Here is a 23,387-nt window from a genome sequence, read left to right on the forward strand (position 1 = left end):
AACTCAATTATTCTCTTCCAAATCTTCCCAAGGTTTCAGACCCATTTCCTCCCAGGTGACACCATACGGTGCACCTCCGGAGGTATAACCGGCAATAACGAAAAATCTGTCATCTTGCAAGATTTCTTCTTTAGCCAGATTATCTCTTGTTTCTTGTTTCCGTCTTGCTCGCCTCTGCTGCTTCTTTTGTTTCGCAACAGCTGCTTTTTCTTCCGGCGTTTTCTTATGTTTTTTTGCCATAAGTGTTTCTATTATAATTCCATTCTGAATGTCTCTCAGGATACGTTCTTCATAACTCTTTTCACGCTTTTCAACAATTTTATAAAATTCTTCATATTCCGTTTTAGGAGCAAGCGATTGAACTGCCGTAAACAAACTTTTGCATATATCATTCATTTCAGTAGCATCCGGCATTCGCTGATTCTCAAGATAAAACTTCAAGTGCATTTTGTATGTTTTATCTGCTATTGCACTCTTCTGTTTTTGTTTTAAGTCTTTATAGCTTCTGTCGTTCCTCTGCATCTACAATTCCTCATCTGCCTTCTTTCTCCCGTGCCATCAAAAGCATTTTTTCAAAAGACTGAGCGAATCTTTCATCATCTTCCTCCGTCCGCTTCTTCGGTCCCTTGACATGACATTTACGGGAACTTCTTCTGGCTTTTTTACTCAGGTGACGTTCCATTAGCATCTGATCAATATTATCATCCGTGTACCATTTACCTGATTGATGAATAGCATAAGCACCTTTTCCCAATGCCATTGCAGCCACACCATAGTCCTGTGATACGACAATATCTCCTTTATGGCAGATACTAATCAGTTTATAATCTACTGCATCTGCTCCTGCACCGACAACAACAACTTTACTATAAGTCGATGACAGAACATGGTTTGTATCACACAACAACATTACCGGAACACTATTATCTTTTGCAATCTTTTCAATGATCGCAACCACTGGGCAGGCATCTGCATCAACAAATATTTGCATCTTTCTATTTCTCCTCTGAACCATTATAAGAATAAGCTCTGCTGTTCGTATTCTGCCTCTCGTTTTAGCTGAACCGGTACCTGATGCAGAATTTGCTCCATTTTCCTGTCATCGAACCAATCTTTCAGCTGTCCTTTTTCCAATATCAGCGGCATACGATCATGTACTTTTATCATAGATTCATTGGCTGCTGTAGTCATAATCACAAATCGTCGTTCATTCTCAAACCAATCACAGAAGCCAGCCATATACAATACTGGTGCATCATATCTGGAAAATGTATTTTTCTCTTTTAACCGATTCCATTCATAGAACCCACTTGCCGGTATCAAAATGCGGTGATAGAGGATTCCATTTCGAAAAGAAGGTTTATCCATAACAGATTCTGCTCTTGCATTTATAACCAGATTCTTTCCTTGTGACAATGGATATCCCCACTTGCAAACATCCAGTTTCAATCCATGTTCTGATTTTTCAATGATCGGTGCTACATTGGTTGGAAAGATATCTCCTGCAAAATGTTCCTGCCGGATCCGTTGGTCTATATCATGCACTACTTTTTCGATTTCATCTGCCATATCAGAATCAATATAATATCTACCACACATAATACTTCCTTCACTTATAGATTCTATTTCATCAAATATACATCATTTATTTCTAGGCACTTTAAACTCAGTTAATTTATAATTTTGAATCCACCCCATACATTCTTCACCATCTTCATTCTCCCAAATTATCTGTCGCCACTTTTTATATTTATCTATAATTCTAACAACTTTCCCTTCCTCAAGCTTTTCAATTACAATCGAATGGCAGTCATGCTTCAGTCGTACAATAGATTCTCTATTAACGATTCTATATTTAGTCGTATTTAGCTCCTTCGCATCATATCCCATTCCAACGATGTAATAATTATTGACTTGTTGTGTATAATTGTAATTATTTATCGTTGTTGCTGAAGAATTCGTAACTCCCAAAACAACTGATATAATCGTAATAATAAAGTTCAGCCATTCTCGTATTTCTTTAACATCTATCGTTCGTTTTTCTTCTATTGGCAAATTCTGCTTCTCTTTATTTATCGAAAGATTCGTTGCTCTTTCATATTCCGATGCAATAGTTTCTGACACCGTATCAATATCCCATTCTTCGGATTCTGAGAAAACTTGATCGGTAACTCTTCCCAATAAATTTATATGAGGCTTCTGGCATAATGGTGGAAGCCTAACACCATAAATTAACAACACCATATTGAAAAAACACTTGTGTCCTTTAATGTATTAACTGCGAAGAAAAACACAAAAGGAGTATTCACAAGTGGCTTCAGTTAATACATTATGCAAAAGTGTCCTTAATGTCAAGAACACAGTTATAAAAAATTGTAATCTTTACTCTGATAAGAATGGAGTTAAACATATTCGTATCCAAGCAAGACCTAATAAATGGCACGAGAACGACTGCCCATTCTGCCATAAATCATGCCCTGTTTATGATAAACATTCCAGTAGTATAATGCCGAGATATTACGAAGATAACTCGTAGAAAATGCAAAGTCCAGTCGCAAGTTTAGACACGATATTGCTCTTAACAGTCGTATAAAATCAACATTTGCAGGGATTTATCAAATTCCGACATACCGTCTTAGAAAATGAATAATCCCTCGCAATTCATTATGAACTACGAGGGACTGCTTACTGACTGTTAAAGCGGTAGCCGATCTCACGAACACTATCTATGGAAAAGTGAGAGTTTGTATCACAAAGTTTTTTACGAAGATTCCGAATGTGAAAGCCTACGGTATCCTTTTCATTGCCTGCTGATATTTCGCCCCACACCTTATCATAAATCTGCTCGTATGTAAGAACACGACCTTTATTGGCTGCGAGCAAGCAGAGTATATCGTACTCTTTGACGGTCAGTTCAATTTCCTGACCGTTATTGATAACTCTGCGCCGGCTCAAATTGATTTCTAAGCCGGAAAGGGATAATGTCGGCTCATATGAAATCTCTAATTTTTCAAAATCAGGGTGCTGTTTTACAAAAGCCAGCATATCGTCAAAGGCTGTTGAGTCTTGTGCTTTGAACTCCATTATTACGATTCGTCCGATATTATCACCCCCCTTGGTTAGTTTTTTTGTCTTGGACAACATAAGATTTATTGCGTGAGATAATACGATTCATCAATCGTTTTCAGAATAAAATTCACATCGTCATAACGAGAGGAATCGGACTGAGAGCCTAAACTGCATATCAAAAACTCTTTTCCGTGCTGCTGATAAAGCACAATCAAGTTATAGTCGTCAGACAGAGAGCCAGTCTTAATTCCGCATACATTTTCGTTGTAATATTCGGATGTCGGATCAAGGAAGGCGTTTGTATTCTGCCATATTTGTGTACTGCCATCAGGCAGTGTTGCCGTATAAGTGTTTTGAGATACAATTTCTCTAAACCACGAGTATTCCAACAACCGATATACTACTTCTTTCAAATCTAAAGTGGTGGTAAGTGCCTCCATATCAAAACCACTCGGATCATATAAAACTGTGTCTAAGTACCCCTGCTGTTGCAAATGCAGGTTTAAGTTCTCCATGAAAATCCTCACACGCTCTTGACAGCTTTCTGCTTGCGGCGAAAGTAATCCTCCACAATAATCAGCAACCACATAAGCTGCGTCATTCCCTGACGGTACTAACATTGCCGCAAATAGATTGTGTAAAAAGTATTCTTTTTCCTTGATTTGAGCAACAGACGAGCCAGGTTTCGTGAGTGAAATAGCACCATAGTCTGCAACAACGATACTATCAAGGTCTGCTAAAGTTGACGCATACTCAATAACAAACAGCTTGGCTAAACTTGCAGGAATTTGTGGCTCGTTCTCGTTTTTTGAAACAAATATTTCATCATCAGAACAATCCACCAAAATCAGCGATTTTGCATTATAAGAGTCAGGAAAATCTTCTTTGTAGAGAAAACCATTTATTTTATTCTTTACCTCTCTGAAATTTTCCGGCTGCATTGCCCACGGCACAAACATTATACCTATGCCGATACAAACTACAAGCAAAAACAAAAATACTCCAAATCGTTTTTTCTTACGGCGTTTTCTCTGCATATATGTGCTCACCTCCCAACACCAAAACTCCTATGTGCCATTTTTAATCGGCATAATTTGCCTGAATACACTCTGTAAATCCAGACGGATCTCCCAACTTAGCTTTATCAATATTATCACGAAGATATTTGCGTGTGGCGTCATCACAGCGATCTGTTCCCATATAAGGCATATCAAAGGCTTTTTCGAGTTCAGCTAAGGCTTTTGCCGCCCTTTCCGAATCCGTATTGTAAGTATCAAGCCATTCCTGCATCCAAGAATATTCCCAAAGGTTAGATGCTCTTGTATCGCCATATCCTATCTGAAAAGACGCTCCCGTATCTTCGCCTTCCAAAGCATCAGGCGGCGTAAAGCCCTCCGGCCAATTCAAACTCTCAATGGTCGTTAGGTATTCTTCTTCAATGGTAGCAAAGTCCGTGAAACCTCTTGTGTTTGTGTCGGAGTCCGAAGAAGTGGAGCAGCCTGCCAGCATAATCACCAGCAAAGAAATCATAACACACAATAACAGTCTGTACGGTCTTTCGGATTTTGAGATTGTTCGTTTCATTTTGTTTCCTCCTTGAATTGAGTTTTATTATCTAAGAGCCAATGCAGGCTCTAATTTTGCTGCTTTCAATGCTGGTAATAATCCGCCCAATAATGCTGTAAGCACAGACACAGCAACTGCAACAACAGCAACGCTGATTGGATAACTCGGTGTTCCCACCGGGGAATCCACAGGGAGCAACGCTCCAATACAATGCACCAAAATCAGCGAAATCAAAATAGCTGCAAGGCAAACGAATATTGATAAAATCAACTGTGAGCCTAAAACCAATGCCACAATATTTGTTCGTGAAGCACCTATCGCTCTGCGGATCAGCAACTCATGTGTGCGCTGTTCCAATGAAGATAGTCCGATATTGATCTGCCCTAATACGGAAACAAACAGCAACAAAAGCGAAGTAACCAAAAGCCCTAATTGCAGTATGGACAATACCGAATCATAGGTATCTCCAATATCACTCCGCCCAGCACTTTCCCAGTAACCGCCAATGGTATCAGTCAAAATGTCGCCAAGGGCAGAATGTATCTGTTCGATTGTCAGTCCTGTTGTGGGATGCCAATACACATTTGCATTTTGTACTTGCCACATTGCTGGTGCGAAATTGAGGATCGCCGCAGAATCCGCATAGATAGTCGGAAAATCCCTGCCATCGTTTACTACTCCGACAATATTGAATGGGGTTAACGAAAGTGTGCTTTTTACATTTCCTGCAGCATAGGGCGAATCATTAAAATAGTTTTTAGCTTCTTTGTTTATGACCACTTCAAGCGAGCCGCCCTCACTCGAAGGCTCTAACCATCTACCGGATGTCATTGGAAGATTATAGACTTGACTATATGCCTCCGTGGTGCAAACTAAATCAAAAGCCATCAGGTTTTGGTAAACATCATTCGGCGGTATTGGCGTTAAATCTTTCATTGGTGCAAATCGAATATCTTCTCCCATAGAAAAAGTAACAGCGGCTACATCATCAATGGCTTCAAATCTCTGGAATAATTGTTCCATTTTATTTCTATCGTGAAAATCGGATTCCGTTATCACGAATGAGTAAGTAGGTGACCAGCCATATACCTGTGCGTTTACGGAAATCAAATACTCCCGTCCAAGCGTACCAACTAATACCGATCCAAGCATTGCGATAATGCCTACAAGCATTGAAACACTTGTCAGAATACTTCTAAGTGGAGACAGACGAAGGTCTTTAAGTATCATTTTTAGCACAAGTTATCCTCCCTCCATCCATTTCAAAAATCGTATCACAGGTATCTGCAATATCAGGATCGTGCGTAACCAACAGCAGCATAATTCCATTTTCTTTTACGACGCTGTGCAACAGTTCCATAATCTGCGTTCCCGTCTTTTTATCCAACGCTCCCGTAGGCTCATCACATAAAATGGCTTCCGGAGATACTGCAAGCGCCCTTGCGATTGCAACTCTTTGTTGTTCACCGCCGGACAAATTGATTGGGTAATCATTTTCCTTGCTTTCTAAGCCGACACTTTTTAGCAAGCCTGTAATTATCTCGTGACGCTGTTTGGCGGTAAACGACTTTTTGGCATAGAGTAGGGGTAATTCGATATTTTCCCATACCCGCAAGTGCTTAATCAGAGAGTAGTTCTGAAATACAAATCCGATATTATTGGCTCGCAGTATAGACAGATCACGGTCTTTCAAAGCAGAAATAGATATACCATCATAAAGGTACTCGCCCTCATATTCCCGATTTAACAAGCCAATAATGGATATAAGGCTTGTTTTGCCTGAGCCGGACTTTCCGACAATGGCATAACTGCGCCCTCGTTGCAATTCCATATTAGCGTTGGTTACTGTTGTCAGCATATCGCCATTATTCAATTTGACGCTTGCTTTCAAATCCTTTATTTTGATTAAAGTCTTTTCGGAAATTCCTTTCATTTTATCAAATCCCCCTCGGATCAAGGTTTGGCGGAGTAGCAGAAACTACATCGCCCTCCTCTAAGCCGTACAGTATTTCTATATTGGCTCCGTCTGTCACACCCAATGTCACTTTTGTTTCCACTCTTTCTCCATTCGGAGTAATTACAGTAACCAATCCCGTCCCTTGTCTACCCGCTATTACCGACAGCGGCAATATAAGGACATCATTTCTCGTTGTCGCCGTTATGACTACCGTTGCACTTTGCCCCGATTTCACATCGACTGTTTGACTGATCAAGCATTGCAGAATGCCCTCTTGCGGCACGATTCCCGTAAACGCATTTTCATCTGCGGCAGGCGACACCACGGCAATCATATCGGTTGGTCCTACACCATCATATACTTGAAATTTTGCTTTCAACTCTGCATACTCCGGTAAGGTACTCAAAAAATTATCTGCCTCTACATTGAGGGCAAATCCTGTATAATGCACTATCGCTACGGGATAATTACTCGGTACGCTTTCATTGGATGGGGCAATAGAGGTAATTGTACCATCCACCGGAGATTTCAATTCTTTGCCGTTCACAGTTCCAATAATTTGCCCGGCAGTGATTTTTTCTTCTAATTCTACCGCTGTATTAAATATGCCATTTTCGGGTGAGGAAATAATAAACGGTACTGCCGGAACAATAGTCGTTTGCGTTGAAACGGTTGGAGTAATTGTCCCTCGTACAACTGATACCGTTTTTTCTGCGGATGTTGCGCTATCTGTAAGATTGTTTTCGTCTGTCTGCCCAATTGCAGAGCAGGCAGATAGCGTAAATACAAGAAACAAAATAGAACATAGCAGCATTTGTTTTCTTAGCAACTTCATCATTCCTCCTTATGCTGTATCACAAAAAATACGAGCCTCTATCTTGATACTTTTATTGTACCAAAACAGAAGCCCGTATTTTCTTGATTGCTCGTAAGGTATTCCTCTTTTTTTCTATGCAAATTCTTACAATTTTCCTACGCCAACGGCAAAGTAATTGAAAACTTGTTTTGATCCTCTTGGCTCTCTGCAACGATTGTACCATTGTGTAGTTCAACAATCTGCTTTGCAATCGCCAAACCTAATCCAGCTCCTCCACTGCTTGTACTTCTCGCTGCGTCAAGCCGATAAAACTGCTCGAAAATCCTGTTTAACTTTTCTTCCGGCAGAGTATCGCCGTGGTTACAAAAAATAATGCTGACCGTATCTTCCTGACATTGTGCGCTGATCGTGATATCCGTATTTTCAAAACTGTAGATAACCGCATTTCTCAAAAGGTTATCAAAAACACGCTGAATTTTGTCTGCGTCACATCGAAGCATTATATCATCATCAACACAAAGATTACATTGCAAATTCTTTGATTTGAGCATAGGCTTAAATTCATATACAAGTTGCTCCAGCAGGCGAGTTAAATTGATTTTCGTGTATTGTAATGTAATATCGTATATATTGAATCGTGTTATCTCGAAAAACTCGTTAATCAGATCCTCTAACCGTTCTGCCTTACCAAGAGTGATTGAAAGGTACTTTTCTCGAAGTTCCTTTGAGATTTGCGACTCATCACGCAGTAAAGTAAGATACCCGATTACAGAAGAAAGCGGTGTTTTCAAATCGTGTGCAAGATACATAATCAGGTCATTTTTTCGCTGCTCATTTTCTTTTGCAAGCCTTGCATTACTTTCAGCCTCTTGTTTTAACTGATTGATGTTAGCGGCGATTTCACTCAACTCCGGGGACATTTCAATGTAACTGACATTCTGATCGAACATTTTTCCTGTCGCAGCCTGTACCTCGTACACATAGGCGACTACTTTTTTCAAAAGTAGGTATGTCATGTATATAATACAGCCACCCCACACGATTACAGCCACTATATAAAGATATACTGTTCTGTAATACAAGTAATAATACAAAACATACTTGCGGAGAATTTCCTCTGCCATAATTCCTAAAAGAAAAGTACCGCCAAAAATAAGCACAGAGCAAATCGCACATTGAATTACATACCCTTTGAACAAGGTAGAGAGCAGATAGTTTTTTTCTTTTTTATTCAATTTCATACCCTACCCCCCAAACAGTTTTAATGAACTTCGGATTTTTTGAAGGTTCATTCAATTTTTCCCGAAGCCGCCCAATGTGCGCCATTACCGTATTGTTACTGTTGCGAAGATACTTTTCTTTCCACACGGCTTCAAATAATTCCTCCGAGGCGACAACTTTACCCTGATGTTCGCACAGATACCACAGAATAGAAAACTCCAACGGAGTCAAGGCTATTTCTTTGCCATACAAGTAGCACTTGTGGCTGACTCTGTTTATCAGTAGACCTCTGATGTCATACTCGTCTTTTTCTTCGGATTGGCTCAAATTAGGACTGTTATAGCTCTGATAACGCCTTAATTGCGTCTTTACTCTTGCCACAACCTCTAAAGGATTAAACGGTTTCGTTATATAATCATCCGCACCAATCGTAAGCCCCATAATCTTGTCGCTATCCTCAATTTTGGCGGTAAGCATAATAATAGGGAAGTAAAACTTTTCCCGAATTTTTTGGCAAAGTCGAAAACCATCAATATCCGGCAGCATAATATCAAGTATCGCTAAATCAATCTGCGACTGTTTGATACATTTCATCGCCTCTAACCCATTATAACATTTATATACTGAATAACCATCGTTACTCAAATACACTTCAAGCAGATCAACGATTTCTTTTTCGTCATCCACAATTAAAATCTTCTTGTTCATTGATCCTACACCTCATTTTCGGGTACGGCTTCCATTATGTCGCCAAAATCACACTCTAAGTATTCGCATATATTCAACAGCACGGGAAGGGTAACATTTTCATTTTTTCCGAGTTTCGCAAATGTACTTTTGCTTGCCCCGACCGCTTCTCGTAATTGACTCTTTTTCATTCCCTTGTCAATCAGAAGTTTCCAAAGTTTGTTGTACCGTACTTTCATTTCCGCACCTCCACCCAAATATAGTTTGTATTATAGCACTTTGAGAGTGAAATCGCAATTATTAAGTCTGTATTTTGAGACTTTTAGTTCTCAAACCGGCACAATATCTTTCTGATATGTAATCCAACCGCCTGCAAAATGCAGGCGGCTTGTGTATTTTAATAGGCAGGTGCGCCGTAGCCAAGAATCTCGTAATAACCGATAGAATACTCATTGACTCGGCAACTGTCGCCGGAGTTGCCCTCGACCGTATAAACCTTGCCGTTTTCGACCTTTTGAACAATACCCGTATGGTCGGATAATCCATCCTGACCACTTTCGTCTGCCCAATCGAAGAAAATAATCATTCCGGGGGCAGGCTCGGCGCTGCCATCCAGCCATTGTCCACGATCCTTAAACCATTGTACTCCGTTGACACAGCCTGCATATTTTGGGATAACTCCAGCGTCGATATAGCCGCACTCGTTGGCACACCAAGATACAAAGCAAGCACACCATTCTACACGGGAGTTAAAACCGTACCACGACCAATACGGCTGACCGCCCACATTGCCAACCAGAGAGAGTGCAACGGTCACGATCTGTCCGTCGCCGCCTGTAATGCCGTAAAGCACCTGTGACCAAAGGTAATTGTTTTCATCTGCAAGCAGTTCAGCGAGGTAGCCTTTCTGTTCTTCGTTAAAACCATATTGCGCCGCCATTTCCTCGGCAGTCTTGTGGCTGACGGTAATATACAGATAGGTTTGTGTGACCGTGCTTTCAGTTTCCACGATATTACCGTGTCCGTCATCGGTTTCGGTAATAACTGTTTCGGTCTTGCTCTCTGTTCGGGAAGATATTTGATTCATCTCCCAAAAGATGTCTTTTAAGAGTTGCTTTTTGCCATCGTCCATTGTGGCAACCTCTTGGGGGTTATCTTGATCCGTATTCGTTTTTACAGAGTAAACGGCAAGCACCTCTTTCCAAACGGCTCTGCTGCCACTCATTTCAAGAACATCATAGGATACCGAGTTCTTTTCCTCTTGCAGCTTGGTATCGTATTCGGTATTGATTTCCTGCACAACGGTCTGCATACTCATTCCAGTGCCGGAATCTTCGTCTGAGAAGAAAATGCCAAATACTGAGCCGAGGATCATACCAATCAGGCAAATCACGATAATAACCAAAACCGCCACCCAGCCGCCTGCGGCGATAGCGGCAATCAAGGCTTTCGTTCCGGCAATAATCGCTTTAATGGCAAGTGCGGTCGCTTTGGCAATCGCCTTTACCGTAACCACGGCGGCTTTTGCCGCAGCCCTTGCCGCTTGTGCTGCTCTCTGTGCAGTTTTAACCGTAATGATTGAATCCACCTAAAAATCCTGGATTGCTATGCCCCCGCTTATGCCCCTTGTCATCATAATGGTTTAAACCGCCAAAGAATCCTGGTCGACTCTCACCTACTTTATGCCCGTTATTGTCATAATGATTCATACCACCAAAAAAGGAAGGCGAACTATGTCCGATTTTCTTTCCATTTGCATCATAGTCGTTCATACCACCAAAGAATCCTGGTCTGCTCTCGCCTACTTTTTTCCGTTTGCATCATAATGGTTTATGGATCCAAAGAATCCTGGTCTGCTATATCCTTTTTTACTCATAATGTCACCCTCCTGACTCTATTAGCCTCTTGTTTGATCTCAGAATAACACACTTTTCTCATTTGGAAGTCGCATAACAGGCGACATTCTTTTATCGCATTTACATTCATTATACCATTTATAATTCTTCCGACAATACGCAATAAAGCCGGAAGCCACGTTATCATCCATGACCTCCGACTCGTTCTGCTTATTCTACACTGTCCTTACACCCAAATCAACTCCTCTCTCCGTTTTATCTTTTCCCTGCTTTTCTTGAATAATCCTCTTATTGATCTCAAGCCGTTCATGAATGGATAATTTCTTATCTTTTCCATCTACCGCCTGCTTCTGCTGTGCCGGTTTTCTATCTGTTTTTCCTACATCCTTAACAACTTCATTCGCTTCGGTACTTGTTACCCTCTCATCTGCTCTTCCTTCATATCTTTCTGCTATCTGCTGTTCTCGTCTCTCCTTCACACCTTTTTCCTCCAGATTGCAAAAACTCTGCAGATACGGAAGCACATGATTCTGCATGTCTGTCAGATCTTCCATATACTTTTGGAACTCTTCACTTCCTTTGCCTTTCTGGTAATTGATCCAATACTCATCTGTAAGCTTCATTTCATTATCATACTTCAACTGACTCACAATACCGCCATGTCCATTTCCAATATCCATTGACTTCTTAAAATGATGCAGCATCTGTTCACCTTTTTCCGCATAATATACAGTCACATATATCTTTGCAATTTTTGTAGGTTCCTCTGTCTTCGGATCACGTTTTGCATACCATTCTTTATCCATTTCTGCTGTTTTTGCATCCAGCTCAGACAGCTTCTGACATCTTGGATTCATGAGATCACTTTCTTCACAATAGTTTACATACACCATTGGTTCCATATCCTTTGGAAGTTCAGGTTCATAGGCTTTCAGTCTTTCAATCAATACTCCTGCACGAACAGACAGATCGCATTCTTCGTCTACAATATCCTTCAGATATGAAATATAGGAATGAATATTTCCACTTCTCAAATCCAGCATTACTTCCTGCACCGTATTTTCTCCCCTCTCCACATTATCTCGATACTCATACGGATCAAAAGCTTCTGCAATCTCATCCAGTGCCTCTGCCAGCTGTTCTGTGGTCATTTTCTCAGGATACATTGCTTCTCGAACATCCCTCATCGGTACATACTTGTAGTCCGGCAATGCTTCATGAATTTTCTCGATCCCTTCCCGTACCAGTGCAAGTTCTCCATAAAATCGAACATCATCCATCAGATTTCCGAATACGGTATTCCCTTTAACGATCGCAAATTCGGCTTCATCATAGTAACTGTCTTCCGGATCACGATAAATAATTCCCATTGAGCATCCCAGATACGCAGTTTTAGGATTCTCCCTATATTTTTCATAGACCGCAGCAATCTGATTAACATCGGTACTTTTTTCATAAGCTCCCATATCATGGAACTCATCACATTCTGTGGCGAAATATTCCAGATAAGGCTCTTTCTTCGGTGGCATATTATTAAGGACGTTATCAATCATGTTATAATTCGCCTCTTCCAGTTCCTCCACCTTTGCCAAAGGCTTATATTCGCCCTGGCTTTTCTGAATCTCTGCCATTACAACTTCATCCATTTCTTCTACTTTTTCCATCAACTGATCATAATCTCCACGGATGCGTTCTCCAGTCCAGCCTTCGTCTTCCAGAAGTTCCTCTGCCGCTTCTTCAATAGAAATTTGATCATTTTCATAGACGCCACCATCCATCAGACGAAAATCTTCATCGTAAAACGAATAATCATATCCTTCTTCTGTTCTCTGAATAGCAAAGTAACGTTCTCCTACCTCATATGCCAGTTCACTAAGAACCTGTTCTTCCAGATTCAGGAAAGAATCCAGCTGTTCAAAACTGATACTGTCTACAAAATGAGCGGTTACTTTTTCCCCGTCATTCAGAACTATGATATCACTGACAGACAGGGAATGCCCACGGAAATCTTCCGGTCTATCAATGTTGAACCTTTCAAAAATATCATCCAGTGACATATTTCCCGATAATTCCCCAACATAGACCAGCTTATAATCTTCTTTTTTTATCTGCATACCATGACTTTCAATAAAGCGCATATTCATAAATGCATAGTTTTCGCCCGGTGAATCGTCCTTGATCTGATAAATACCAAAGGTTCGCCTTGTTCCTAACAACAGGTTTGCCTCTTTCAAAGACTGAATCTGCGGATATTTCTGCATTTCCCATTCCAGGTTACGGAAACGCTCCAGTTCTGTCATAGACATCTGATAATGCTCCGGTCCTCGTTCAATTTCCATGCGTTCCGTGACATACATTGGTGATGAAAAATTAGTGATCAGATAGATATCTGCTCCGGCATCGTATAATTTCAGTGCTTCTTCCTGCTCAATGACACTCATAGGCTCCTGAAATGCTCCAAAATCTTCATCGGCATAATCCAGGTCATTCTCCTCTATCCGTTCCCACATCTGCGATTCCATGCCAAACAGACCTTCATGCGCCTGTATCATTTCTTTACTTGCATACTCTCCCTTGCTGCCATCGCTGCCCAGGCAATAAATCTTAGAACCCATTCTGTGATAATCCAAAGCTGCTTCTTTTCTAAGCGGCACCATGTCTTCTGCTGTATATCCATAATCACGTAATTCCAGCTTACCTATGGTTGGATCTGGTAGATCCTGAATATCCATTCTTGCATCATCCAGTAGATCCTCTACCCCTTCTTCATCTGCCTGGATCACTGCATCTGCTAGATTTCTTACCAGAGTCCTAACTTTCTCTTCCTCACCGATCAGATTCGCATATTCAAAAAGCTGTTCTTTTACATTTGTTGGAAATTCTATGCCTCTACGCTCTGCCTGACTGATCTGTCCCTGCGTGTATTCCTGCATTTTCTGTGTTTCTCTACCCGTTATCCTGTTTCTTGCCATATAAATTCCTCCTGTGTTCTAAAAAATGGCATAACCGACAGAACCTTCTTCTACCAAATTATGCCATCTTTCCTCTTTATTCCAGACCGAAGTCCCGTTTTCTGGTTTCCTTGCCAGTTTCACTTTCCCGCTGACTCTTTTCCTTATAAATCTGCAGTTTCTCATGGATAGAACCTCGTGCCGGTCTTTCTTCTTTCTCTTTTGATTCCGACTGCTCTGTTTCTGTATCTTCCCGTTCATCCATATTGAGAAGTGCATTTAACTCTGACAGTCGCTCCAGTTTTTGGTTCAGTTCCTCTTCTTTTGGAAATGGCTTCCCGACTTCCTCTTTGGCGTTTGTCATCTGCTCCTGTACCGTTTCCAGCCGTTGTTCTGCTTCTGCCAGTTTCTCCGGATAACTTTCTAAAAGATTATTGATACGAGTGATATTTCCTAGAGCATCGGCTCCCAATCGAACTTTAGCTACCGATTCATGCTTTACAGACAGGATAAACTCTTTGCTCCAACTGTCGAATTGGATTCTCATGTTAAATCCCTGATAGCTTCCAATATCCATAGCTGCATCCACAGACTTAATTTCTTTGCAGACCGCCAGAAGAGCCGCTCCTGCCTCTTTCTTTTCTGTGAACACTTTGCCACTGATTTCCATAGAAAACTGCTCTGGATCTGTGATTTTGTACTCAGAAAAATGAGCGATGTCTGCCTTGTAGCTGTCAATGATCTCTGTCAGTTTTGCAATCTGTTGTGGAAAATTCCTTGCAATATCATCTTCCAGTCGATACTGGTTATTCATGTGGTTGGCTTTTAAAAGTTTTAATTTTGCCACATCAACATCCAATGCCATCTTCTCTTTTACTGCCGGATTTCCGGTTGCAAGAGCTTTGACCTCTGCATAGGAAAGTGCCGCTTCGTCTACATCTTCACAGCTTCGCACAGGTGCTTTGCTGGTCATAATCTGAGAAATGAATTTCTGCTTGTTCTCAATCAACTGCCACATGTAGCTGTCAAATGTGGATTCAGTTACATACCGGAAGATATGAACCTTTTTATTATGGTTTCCCTGACGGATAATACGTCCTTCCCTCTGTTCCAAGTCAGATGGTTTCCAGCCAATATCCAGATGATGCAACGCAATCAGACGATCCTGCACATTGGTTCCTGCACCCATCTTTGCTGTAGAACCAATCAAAAAACGAACCTGTCCGGATTTCACTTTTCCAAACAGCTCCGTCTTCTTTGCTTCTGTATTTGCATCATGAATAAAAGCAATCTCTTTTTCCGGCACTCCTTTTTCCATCAGTTTCCGTTTCAGGTCGTCGTAGACATTAAAACTGCCATCGCCTTTCGGTGTACTCAAATCACAGAAAATCAATTGTGCTGATTTCTGTGCTGCTGTGTCTTTCCAGATTTCATAGCTTTTCTCTGCACAGACTGATATCTTGCTTTCCGGATTGTCTGGCAATAATTCGTTCACTAAACGCTGATCCAATGCTAACTTTCTTCCATCATTGGTGATTTTCAGCATATTATCAACCGCGGCATCTACTCCGCCATTTCTGACAACTTCCGCACGTTCTCCAAGGCTTTCTACGATTTCTTTCTGCTGTTCCGTTGGTTTCAGCACCACTGTTTCATATTCTGCTTCCGGCACAGGAAGCTTTAACTGATCGGAAGTCTTGATATCTGCAATCTCCTTGAACATATTCATCAGTTCCGGGATATTATAAAACCGTGCAAATCTGGACTTTGCACGATATCCTGTTCCTTCGGGAGCAAGTTCGATGCTCGTGACAACTTCTCCAAAAGTGGAAGCCCAGGAATCAAACAGTCCAAGTCCCATATTTTGTAATTTACTGTTCTGCAGATATCGCTGCATAACATATAATTCCGTCATACTATTGCTGATTGGTGTGCCCGTGGCAAAAGTAATGCCTTTTCCTCCAGTAATCTCATCCAGATACTGACATTTATTGAACATATCTGCCGACTTCTGTGCTTCGTTCTGTGCAATCCCGGCTACATTCCTCATTTTTGTATAGAGAAACGCATTTTTATAGCTGTGTGCTTCATCTACATACAAGTGATCTACTCCCAGTTCTTCAAACGTAACTACCTGATCTTTTTTTTCTTTCTGATTCAGCTTTTCCAGCCTTGTCTGCAGTGTCTTTCTGGTTTTTTCAATCTGTTTGACGGTATAACGTCCGCCATCCTGTTCATACCTTGCACTCTGAATCGCCATTTCCAGATCATCAATCTGCTTCCGCAGCATAGCTTCCTGCCTCTCATCAGAGATTGGTATACGCTCAAACTGGGAATGACCAATAATAATAGCATCGTAATTTCCCATAGCGATTCTGGCACAGAACTTTTTCCGGTTCGCCGGTTCAAAATCTTTCTTGGTTGCTACCAGGATATTGGCTCCCGGATATAACTGCAGGAATTCTGCTCCCCACTGCTCTGTCAGATGATTCGGCACGACAAATAAATTCTTCTGTGATAATCCCAGACGTTTGCTCTCCATTGCAGCCGCTACCATCTCGTAAGTCTTCCCAGCTCCTACTACATGAGCCAGAAGCACATTCTCTCCGTAAAGCTGATGTGCAACAGCATTTTTCTGATGCGGGCGAAGCTCTATTTCCGGATTCATTCCTGGGAAAGTCAAATGACTGCCATCATATTCACGGGGACGGATACTGTTAAATCGTTCATTGTAAACTTTTACCAGTCTTTCACGCCTCTGCTGATCTTTAAAAATCCAATCCTTAAATGCTGCTTTCATGGCATCCTGCTTCTGTGATGCCAGCATGGTTTCTTTCTTATTGAGGACACGGATTTCATCACCATTCTCATTGACACTCTTATCATAAATGCGGACATCTTTCAGGTTCAGGGTATCTTCCAGAATCTTATAGGCATTTGCTCTCTCAGTTCCATACGTTGCATAGGCAAACGCATTCCTTGGACTATCTGCATTTTTTCCAGTAATACGCCATTCACCATTGACCTCAGAGTATTTTACCTGTATTTCCTTCTGTGCAAGATACCACGGGGTATGAAGCAGTTCCACCATAAAAGCCTGATAATCCGAAGGCTCAATCCATGTAGCTCCAACACGCACCTCAATCTCAGACGCTTCCAGATTTCTCGGCTGAACTGCCTCTAATGCACGGACATTCGGTGTAAATTCCGGACGATTCTCTGCAAAGGTTCTCGCAGTATTTAATTTATCCCTGACATTTCCGGACAGATATTCATCTCCGCTTTCCCACTGGTCTGTCAGTGGATTCTTAAAGATAACTCCAACCAGTTCTTCTGTGATTTTCTCTTCGGTCTTTCCAGTCAGCTTTGCCATATAAGGAAGGTCTACCTTTGCCCTTTCGTTAAGAGACAATGCAAGTGCTTCTGTGGCTGTCTCAACGCTTGTCACAGCGACCGCCTTTTTAATGGTTCGCTTAGTAAACATGTCCGCTTTTCGTTTCAGCGTTCCATCTTCATTCAAGTCTTCCAGTGAACACAGCAGACAATAAGAAGAGTCATCAGAAAATGCACGTTTGTTAGCATTACTTCCAATGACTCCATACTTTGCTGTGTAGGTATCATATACCTGATTCAGTTTCTCCTGCTGTTTCTGGATTTCTTCGTCTGCTACAAATTCCTCCATCTGCATGGCGATCAATTCACGAACAGTATCACGGATTGCAACCATGCCTTTCACACGTTCTGCAGTGGCGGCAGGCATTTTCACCTGATTCATCAAAGAGTTGACACGGTAATATACCTGATCATCTACCACCGTATAGCTGTAATTTCTGACATTCGGATCTGCCGGAATACTCTCTGGCATCTCATCCAGTTCTGTTTCCACATCTACTGCCGATACCATGCTTCCATGAATGTTCTTGACCGCTTCTGCAAGCTGGAGTTCAAGGTCAGCACCTTCTATCGGCATACAGGTTGTTTCCATACCATATGGACCCGATACTTCTTTCATCTCACCCAGAATCATTTCAGGATGGTCTGCAAAATACTGGTTGACTGTAATTCCATTGGTATCACTTCCAAGATTCACCCACTCCGGCATCTCTTTTGTCATGCTGTCACGCTTCTGGAAAAACAAAATATCAGCACTGACTTCTGTTCCTGCATTTGCCTTAAAAGCTGTGTTGGGCAGTCGGATTGCTCCCAACAGATCTGCCCTCTCTGCCAGATATTTTCGAACTTCTGGTGATGCCTTGTCCATAGTTCCCTTTGTTGTGATCAGAGCAGCCACACCACCTGGACGTAACTGATCTATCGTTTTGGCAAGAAAGTAATCATGAATCATGAAATTGAAGCGATCATACTGACGGTCATTGACCTTGTATGCACCAAATGGCACATTTCCGATTGTCACGTCAAAGAAATCATTGGGATAATCTGTCTTCTCAAAACCTTTGATCTGAATATTGGCATCAGGATAGAGCAGCTTTGCAATTCTGCCGCTGATGCTGTCCAATTCCACACCATAAAGTTTGGACTGGTTTAGATTCTCCGGAAGCATTCCAAAAAAGTTCCCGACTCCCATAGATGGCTCCAGGATATTTCCCTTTGTAAATCCCAGATTCTCCAACACCTGATACATACTGTCAATCACAATCGGCTGTGTATAATGAGCATTTAAGGTGGAAGCTCTGGCTGCCGCATATTCCTCTGGTGTAAGAACCGTCTTTAATTCCAGATATTCTGTCTCCCATGCAGCTTTTGTTTCATCAAATGCATCTGCAAGACCTCCCCAGCCAACGTATCGGGATAAGATTTCCTGTTCCTCTGGTGTCGCATTACGGTTCTCATCCTCACATTTCTTTAACAGCTGGATAGCCATGATATTGGCACGGAACTTTTCTTTTGCTGTCCCCTGCCCAAGCTCATCATCTGTGATGCGGAAGTTCGTTGCTGGAATCGGTTCTGATATTCCGTTAATCTCTTCCAAAGATTCTTTTTCTTCCGATACCTCAACTTCTCCAGATAATTCTTTTTCTTTTTTATCATAATCTGTCCACACACGATTAGAAATAGCAGTGAAATACGAGGACTCTTCCTCCATTATTTCTTCCCTGATTTCCCGTAATTTATCTAGGGTATCCGCATTTACTGTTTTGTTGTGATAATGATAATAAAGTACTTCTTGTCCAAGTTTTACATCCAGACGTTCCAATTCTTGTGTTGACATTCGATTCCAAATATCATCTTTTTCCGTATGAATCGTGAAACCTTCTCCATCATCATGATATTCTAATGTGTATTGAAGTTGATTCTCTTCTCCCTTAACTTTGCAATCAAAATCATGAATTGTTGTTCTGGTACCAGACATATATTCTGAATCAACTAATTGCAAATCAGTTATATCTTCAGCGGTTAAAGTATCCTGCTCCTGTTGTTCTCCTAACATCTGCTGTGCTTCTTCCAAGTCTGCCAGTTTTTGTGCTTCCTGTCGCTCTTCGTACTTTTCCATTTCCTCCGATGACAAATAATCATCTGTGCGGATTAACTGGCGGACACGTTCTGCAACCTTATTCCACTTTAATAGAACTTCTACTTCTGGATTGCCAATTTTTCCTTTTGCAAGTTTTAATCCTTTTGCATCATGTGATGCGTCGGAAGCACCTGCTCCTGGTATTCCGGGTGAAGAACCACCTGTTCCATATTCATTTTTCAGGAACTCAGCTGCATCTTTCATATCATAATGTTCCATGAAATATTCGTAAATCCGGTTACGTCCTCCGGCAGTAATGCCACCTCTTCTTAACACTGCATCAATTTCATCCTGTGTGATAAAGGAAAGCCCTAGACGTTCTACTTTAAATTGTTGATCCACCCAGGAGAAATCTCTCTGAAGGTCACGAAAACGCTGAGAATATACTGGATTGTGCTGAATTTCCCAACGATGATAATTACTCGGATTTTCATTCATATCCGCTTGTAACCATTCAAACTGCTGATAGATTTCTTTTTTTCCTTCTGGATCTGTCCAAGCGTTCCGAATGGTATCCTGCCAATCCGTATAAGACCGGTATTCTTCCGTATTTCTATTTGTATCTCGGAAATGAAGTGCCAGAAGATCTGTCATTTCTTTCTGTTCCTGCTCGATAGCATTATTGGAGATAAGATTATCAACGTAATTTCCCTCCTCATACATATCCCGGATCCTGTCAGCAGCTTCTTCCCACGTAACGATACGGTCAAAGTTTCTTCTTGCAGAGTCACCTCGCCGGATACGGATACCATCGTTGTCGTACCAGATACTGATTTTCTGATTATCTATGGTAAATCCTTTTCCTCCGGTGCCATATTCATCTTTCAGGAAGCTTTGCATTTCTTCATTGTCCAGACCTTCGATCAATCTTGCAGTAATATGAAACAGTGTATTTTTCTGCCCACTACCTGTGCGAAGGATATGATCGACTACTTCATCGGAAATAAGAAAAGCGGCCGGCTGTTCTAATGCAGCTGCCGCTTTCCTTATTTCTCCAAACTGTTCCTCTTCTGTTGGGAACAGGCTTAACTGTAAATAATCTCCTGGATCACCAGTTCCTCTGCCTGTGCTTTGATCTGGTTCATGTGTCTGGTCCATGCCATTGTGTCTGCCATCTTGTCTGGTGCCGGATCTTTCTCTAGAAGTTCGTTCATCAGGTTGTCTACTCTCTGTCTTGCCTGACTGTCGATCTCCATCAGATGACTGTCCAGACGGTTCTGCAGTGTCAGAATGTTGAACCTGGCTACCTTGTAATTTCTCAGATACTCTTTCCTCATCATTCCGTACTTCCCGATTGTTCCTCTTGTCTCTTCCAGGCTGATATCTGGAATCTGATACTCTCCGTTCTGGCTGTAAGTGATCTCTCTCATGCTCTGTTTCCTCCTTATTTTTTTCTCTATCTTCTGTGTTCTTTGTTTCACTTTCACGAATTAACGTGTTAAATTTATTATAAGCTACTTTCTTTTCTTTTGCAACCGTTTTCAGATCTTTTTCCAGATCATCCAATACATATCGTCCAATCTGCATCAATACCGGTCTGCTGATCTCATTCACAGAACTTCCAAGATGTCCCATAACCTTTAACTGGTTAAAATCCGTAATATGCCGAAAATCCTCTGCATCCAGATATTCCTGTACATCCAGTCCACATCGGTTCAGTAATACATACCAGACACTGTTTGTCATCAATTCCCGGAACTCCACTTTCTGATTCTGCTCGTCCAAATCTTCCAGAAAAGTACCTGATACATCCATTTGCAATTCATCGAAAGCATCCGGTAGCCAGGCCTGCACACTTTCTTCTGCCGCCTGGTGAAGAACCTCTGGCAAGCCTCCCTCTGTTGTTTCCAGTGCAAGCTGTTCCTGCAGATAATCTGCCACCAGTTGTTCTCCTTCCGGATTAAGGTTCCATAACTGTGGATCTCTGCCAAGATTTTTTACCTTATAAGTATCCTGCACATCAAAAACATATCGTAACTTCGTTTTTGGTCCGGATGTGTTATCTATCAGGGCAATTCCTTTGGAACCCTTTTTAATCCATCGGTACATCTTCTGGTTCCAGATTTCCATGGAAGCCACCGCTGTTGCTCCCGGACGCTGTGCATAGATCAAGAGCTGTTCCGGAAAAGTGTACCGGTACAGCCTGGATGCAGTATTTAGAAAACGTATCCACTCCTGCGGATTAGCGGAAACGTCCTTTGCCACTTCCTCCGTCAGCTGCTCCATTGCATATAATTTATTTGCCATCTGTTACTCCCTTTCTTCTTCCCACTTTTCTTCTACAACATCGGCAATCCGTTCCATTGCCCTTGTCACGGAAGGAAAGCTACTGCTATTATTTGCTTTTCCAATCTGATCAACAAGAAATTCCGGCATATCTGCAAGTGCTCCGGCAATCATAGCCTTTACCCTGATATCCTCCAGCATAAGAAGTTCTTTCACACCAAACTCTTCGCCAAATACATCCTGATATCTCCGTAAATCATCCAAAAGATATTCCGGTTTTAAATCTCTATCAATTTCCCTCCTTTTGTCTTCACCATATAAACACCAATCCATATTCTTTTCTCCTCCAACTTCAAAAAATTGGGGACTGCTCTGCACAGTCCCCATAAGCCATCGTTTTCTTTTCACTTTATAATGCTGTAGCAAGATCTCTCGCCTTACTCTTTGGGATTGTATCCGTCCCTTTTGCCTTGATTTCTGCCTTAGCTTTCTCCAATCTTCCATGGATTCCACCTTTTACTTCCGCTTTTTCGGCTACTTTTTCTTTCTCCAGACGTGCTTCCCTGCGCTCAGCATTTTCCAATACTGCGGTCTTTTTGTCACAGAACTGAACCTTATCAGAAAGCTGTTCCTGTCTTTCCACTTGTGTCTCATTGACTTCCTGTACCATCGCATTTAATTCTGGAACCTGTAAAATACCGTTATCCGGGAGAATCAGCACTTCATGAACGGAAGATGGGATGACAAAGTAATCACTTCCCAGGCATTCCCCAATCTGTTTTCGAATATCTTCCTGCAGTAACAGGGAAGCTCCATTCATCTTAGATTCATTGGTAAGGCAGAACATTGGATTCTCCACAGTTTCCATATCCAGTTTTTCATTCAAAAGATTCTTCGGTGTTCCTCCAAAAATCATAGATTCGATAATCTGTGTCATATCCACCAGTTGCACGCCTCTGTTCTTATCTGCCATCATCGCATCTGCCTGAATCTGTTCGACAGATACTCCCCATTCGTTCATCAGAGAAACAGTTACTGGAATACTGCTGATTCCCTCTCCATTTTCCTCCAGATTTACTGCATAATAAGCTGCAAAATCTCCGTGTTCTGTGACTACTTTGTCTGCCAAACGATCGGTATTCCATTCTTTGTCACAAATTCTCATCTGTAATTTGTCCTTCATCTTTTCATAATCAAGAATATCCGGAACTCCCATATCAAAAAATTCTGCTTTACCCTGTGCTTCAATACGCATATCAGCTACATCCCCAACACAAGAATCTACATCTTTCCCATTGATATATTCCTGGTAGAGGGAATCCAGATAGACTGTCGGTACGATTCTCTGATTCCCATTTGGAATTGTAATGCCAGTAAGCTTCAGTCCATTGTTTTTTTCTACTTCCTGAAGTTTAATTTCTGCGTCCCTGTAAGACTCTGGCAGATACTCCTTTACATTGTCTTTGACATATTCATAAAATTCTTTTCTGTTCATCATACGCTT

At 41.5% G+C, this 23,387-nt stretch carries 19 protein-coding genes; all 19 read right to left on the minus strand.

Annotated elements, in window-relative coordinates:
• Positions 1-3 precede the first annotated feature (3 nt).
• On the minus strand, positions 4-522 hold the full coding sequence (locus tag EUBREC_RS15810; protein WP_012744275.1) for a hypothetical protein: 519 nt from the start codon (positions 520-522) through the stop codon (positions 4-6).
• Positions 523-532: 10 nt separating this feature from the next.
• A complete protein-coding gene (locus tag EUBREC_RS15815; protein WP_015514506.1) occupies positions 533-991 on the minus strand; it encodes a YaiI/YqxD family protein in 459 nt (152 codons plus the stop codon).
• A 23-nt stretch (positions 992-1,014) separates the two neighbouring features.
• On the minus strand, positions 1,015-1,599 hold the full coding sequence (locus EUBREC_RS15820; RefSeq protein WP_012744277.1) for an SOS response-associated peptidase: 585 nt from the start codon (positions 1,597-1,599) through the stop codon (positions 1,015-1,017).
• Positions 1,600-1,641: 42 nt separating this feature from the next.
• Entirely contained in the window at positions 1,642-2,244 is a 603-nt protein-coding gene (locus EUBREC_RS15825; RefSeq protein ID WP_012744278.1) for a hypothetical protein, read from the minus strand.
• Positions 2,245-2,685: 441 nt separating this feature from the next.
• On the minus strand, positions 2,686-3,084 hold the full coding sequence (locus EUBREC_RS15830) for a winged helix-turn-helix domain-containing protein (RefSeq protein ID WP_015514508.1): 399 nt from the start codon (positions 3,082-3,084) through the stop codon (positions 2,686-2,688).
• Between the two features lie 65 nt (positions 3,085-3,149).
• Complete coding sequence (locus tag EUBREC_RS15835) at positions 3,150-4,106, minus strand: D-alanyl-D-alanine carboxypeptidase family protein (RefSeq protein WP_012744280.1); 957 nt, start codon at positions 4,104-4,106, stop codon at positions 3,150-3,152.
• Between the two features lie 43 nt (positions 4,107-4,149).
• Positions 4,150-4,653, minus strand: a complete 504-nt coding sequence (locus tag EUBREC_RS15840) for a hypothetical protein (protein WP_015514509.1) — start codon at positions 4,651-4,653, stop codon at positions 4,150-4,152.
• 27 nt (positions 4,654-4,680) lie between these two features.
• On the minus strand, positions 4,681-5,865 hold the full coding sequence (locus EUBREC_RS15845) for an ABC transporter permease (RefSeq protein WP_012744282.1): 1,185 nt from the start codon (positions 5,863-5,865) through the stop codon (positions 4,681-4,683).
• Positions 5,855-6,568, minus strand: coding sequence for an ABC transporter ATP-binding protein (locus EUBREC_RS15850; protein WP_004853372.1), 714 nt, complete (start codon positions 6,566-6,568; stop codon positions 5,855-5,857). Before EUBREC_RS15850 ends, EUBREC_RS15845 begins: the two co-directional genes overlap by 11 nt.
• Before the next feature lie 4 nt (positions 6,569-6,572).
• Positions 6,573-7,430 carry a hypothetical protein gene (locus tag EUBREC_RS15855; RefSeq protein WP_012744283.1) on the minus strand — a complete coding sequence of 286 codons (858 nt, stop codon included), beginning with the start codon at positions 7,428-7,430 and terminating at the stop codon, positions 6,573-6,575.
• A 134-nt stretch (positions 7,431-7,564) separates the two neighbouring features.
• Positions 7,565-8,650, minus strand: a complete 1,086-nt coding sequence (locus EUBREC_RS15860) for a sensor histidine kinase (RefSeq protein WP_008703821.1) — start codon at positions 8,648-8,650, stop codon at positions 7,565-7,567.
• Positions 8,637-9,338 (minus strand): VanR-ABDEGLN family response regulator transcription factor, encoded by a 702-nt coding sequence (vanR, locus tag EUBREC_RS15865; RefSeq protein ID WP_004853366.1) that lies wholly within the window; start codon positions 9,336-9,338, stop codon positions 8,637-8,639. The genes EUBREC_RS15860 and vanR overlap by 14 nt, the downstream gene beginning before the upstream one ends.
• A gap of 5 nt (positions 9,339-9,343) precedes the next feature.
• Positions 9,344-9,556 carry a helix-turn-helix domain-containing protein gene (locus EUBREC_RS15870; protein WP_008703822.1) on the minus strand — a complete coding sequence of 71 codons (213 nt, stop codon included), beginning with the start codon at positions 9,554-9,556 and terminating at the stop codon, positions 9,344-9,346.
• A gap of 158 nt (positions 9,557-9,714) precedes the next feature.
• The gene (locus tag EUBREC_RS18485) at positions 9,715-10,905 is read right to left on the minus strand and encodes a CHAP domain-containing protein (RefSeq protein ID WP_008703824.1); all 1,191 of its coding nucleotides are present in this window, start codon (positions 10,903-10,905) and stop codon (positions 9,715-9,717) included.
• Positions 10,883-11,089: a hypothetical protein gene (locus EUBREC_RS15880; protein ID WP_012744284.1), complete on the minus strand. Its 207-nt coding sequence runs from the start codon at positions 11,087-11,089 to the stop codon at positions 10,883-10,885. The genes EUBREC_RS18485 and EUBREC_RS15880 overlap by 23 nt, the downstream gene beginning before the upstream one ends.
• Positions 11,090-11,388: 299 nt before the next feature.
• Positions 11,389-14,145: a YodL domain-containing protein gene (locus tag EUBREC_RS15885; RefSeq protein WP_012744285.1), complete on the minus strand. Its 2,757-nt coding sequence runs from the start codon at positions 14,143-14,145 to the stop codon at positions 11,389-11,391.
• Between the two features lie 76 nt (positions 14,146-14,221).
• A complete protein-coding gene (locus EUBREC_RS15890; RefSeq protein WP_012744286.1) occupies positions 14,222-21,904 on the minus strand; it encodes a DEAD/DEAH box helicase family protein in 7,683 nt (2,560 codons plus the stop codon).
• Positions 21,905-21,907: 3 nt separating this feature from the next.
• A complete protein-coding gene (locus tag EUBREC_RS15895; RefSeq protein ID WP_023922639.1) occupies positions 21,908-22,216 on the minus strand; it encodes a hypothetical protein in 309 nt (102 codons plus the stop codon).
• A 76-nt stretch (positions 22,217-22,292) separates the two neighbouring features.
• Positions 22,293-23,381 (minus strand): DUF5688 family protein, encoded by a 1,089-nt coding sequence (locus EUBREC_RS15900; RefSeq protein WP_012744288.1) that lies wholly within the window; start codon positions 23,379-23,381, stop codon positions 22,293-22,295.
• Between the last annotated feature and the right edge of the window lie 6 nt (positions 23,382-23,387).

The organism is Agathobacter rectalis ATCC 33656 (genome assembly GCF_000020605.1).
GTDB classification, from domain to species: domain Bacteria; phylum Bacillota; class Clostridia; order Lachnospirales; family Lachnospiraceae; genus Roseburia; species Roseburia rectalis.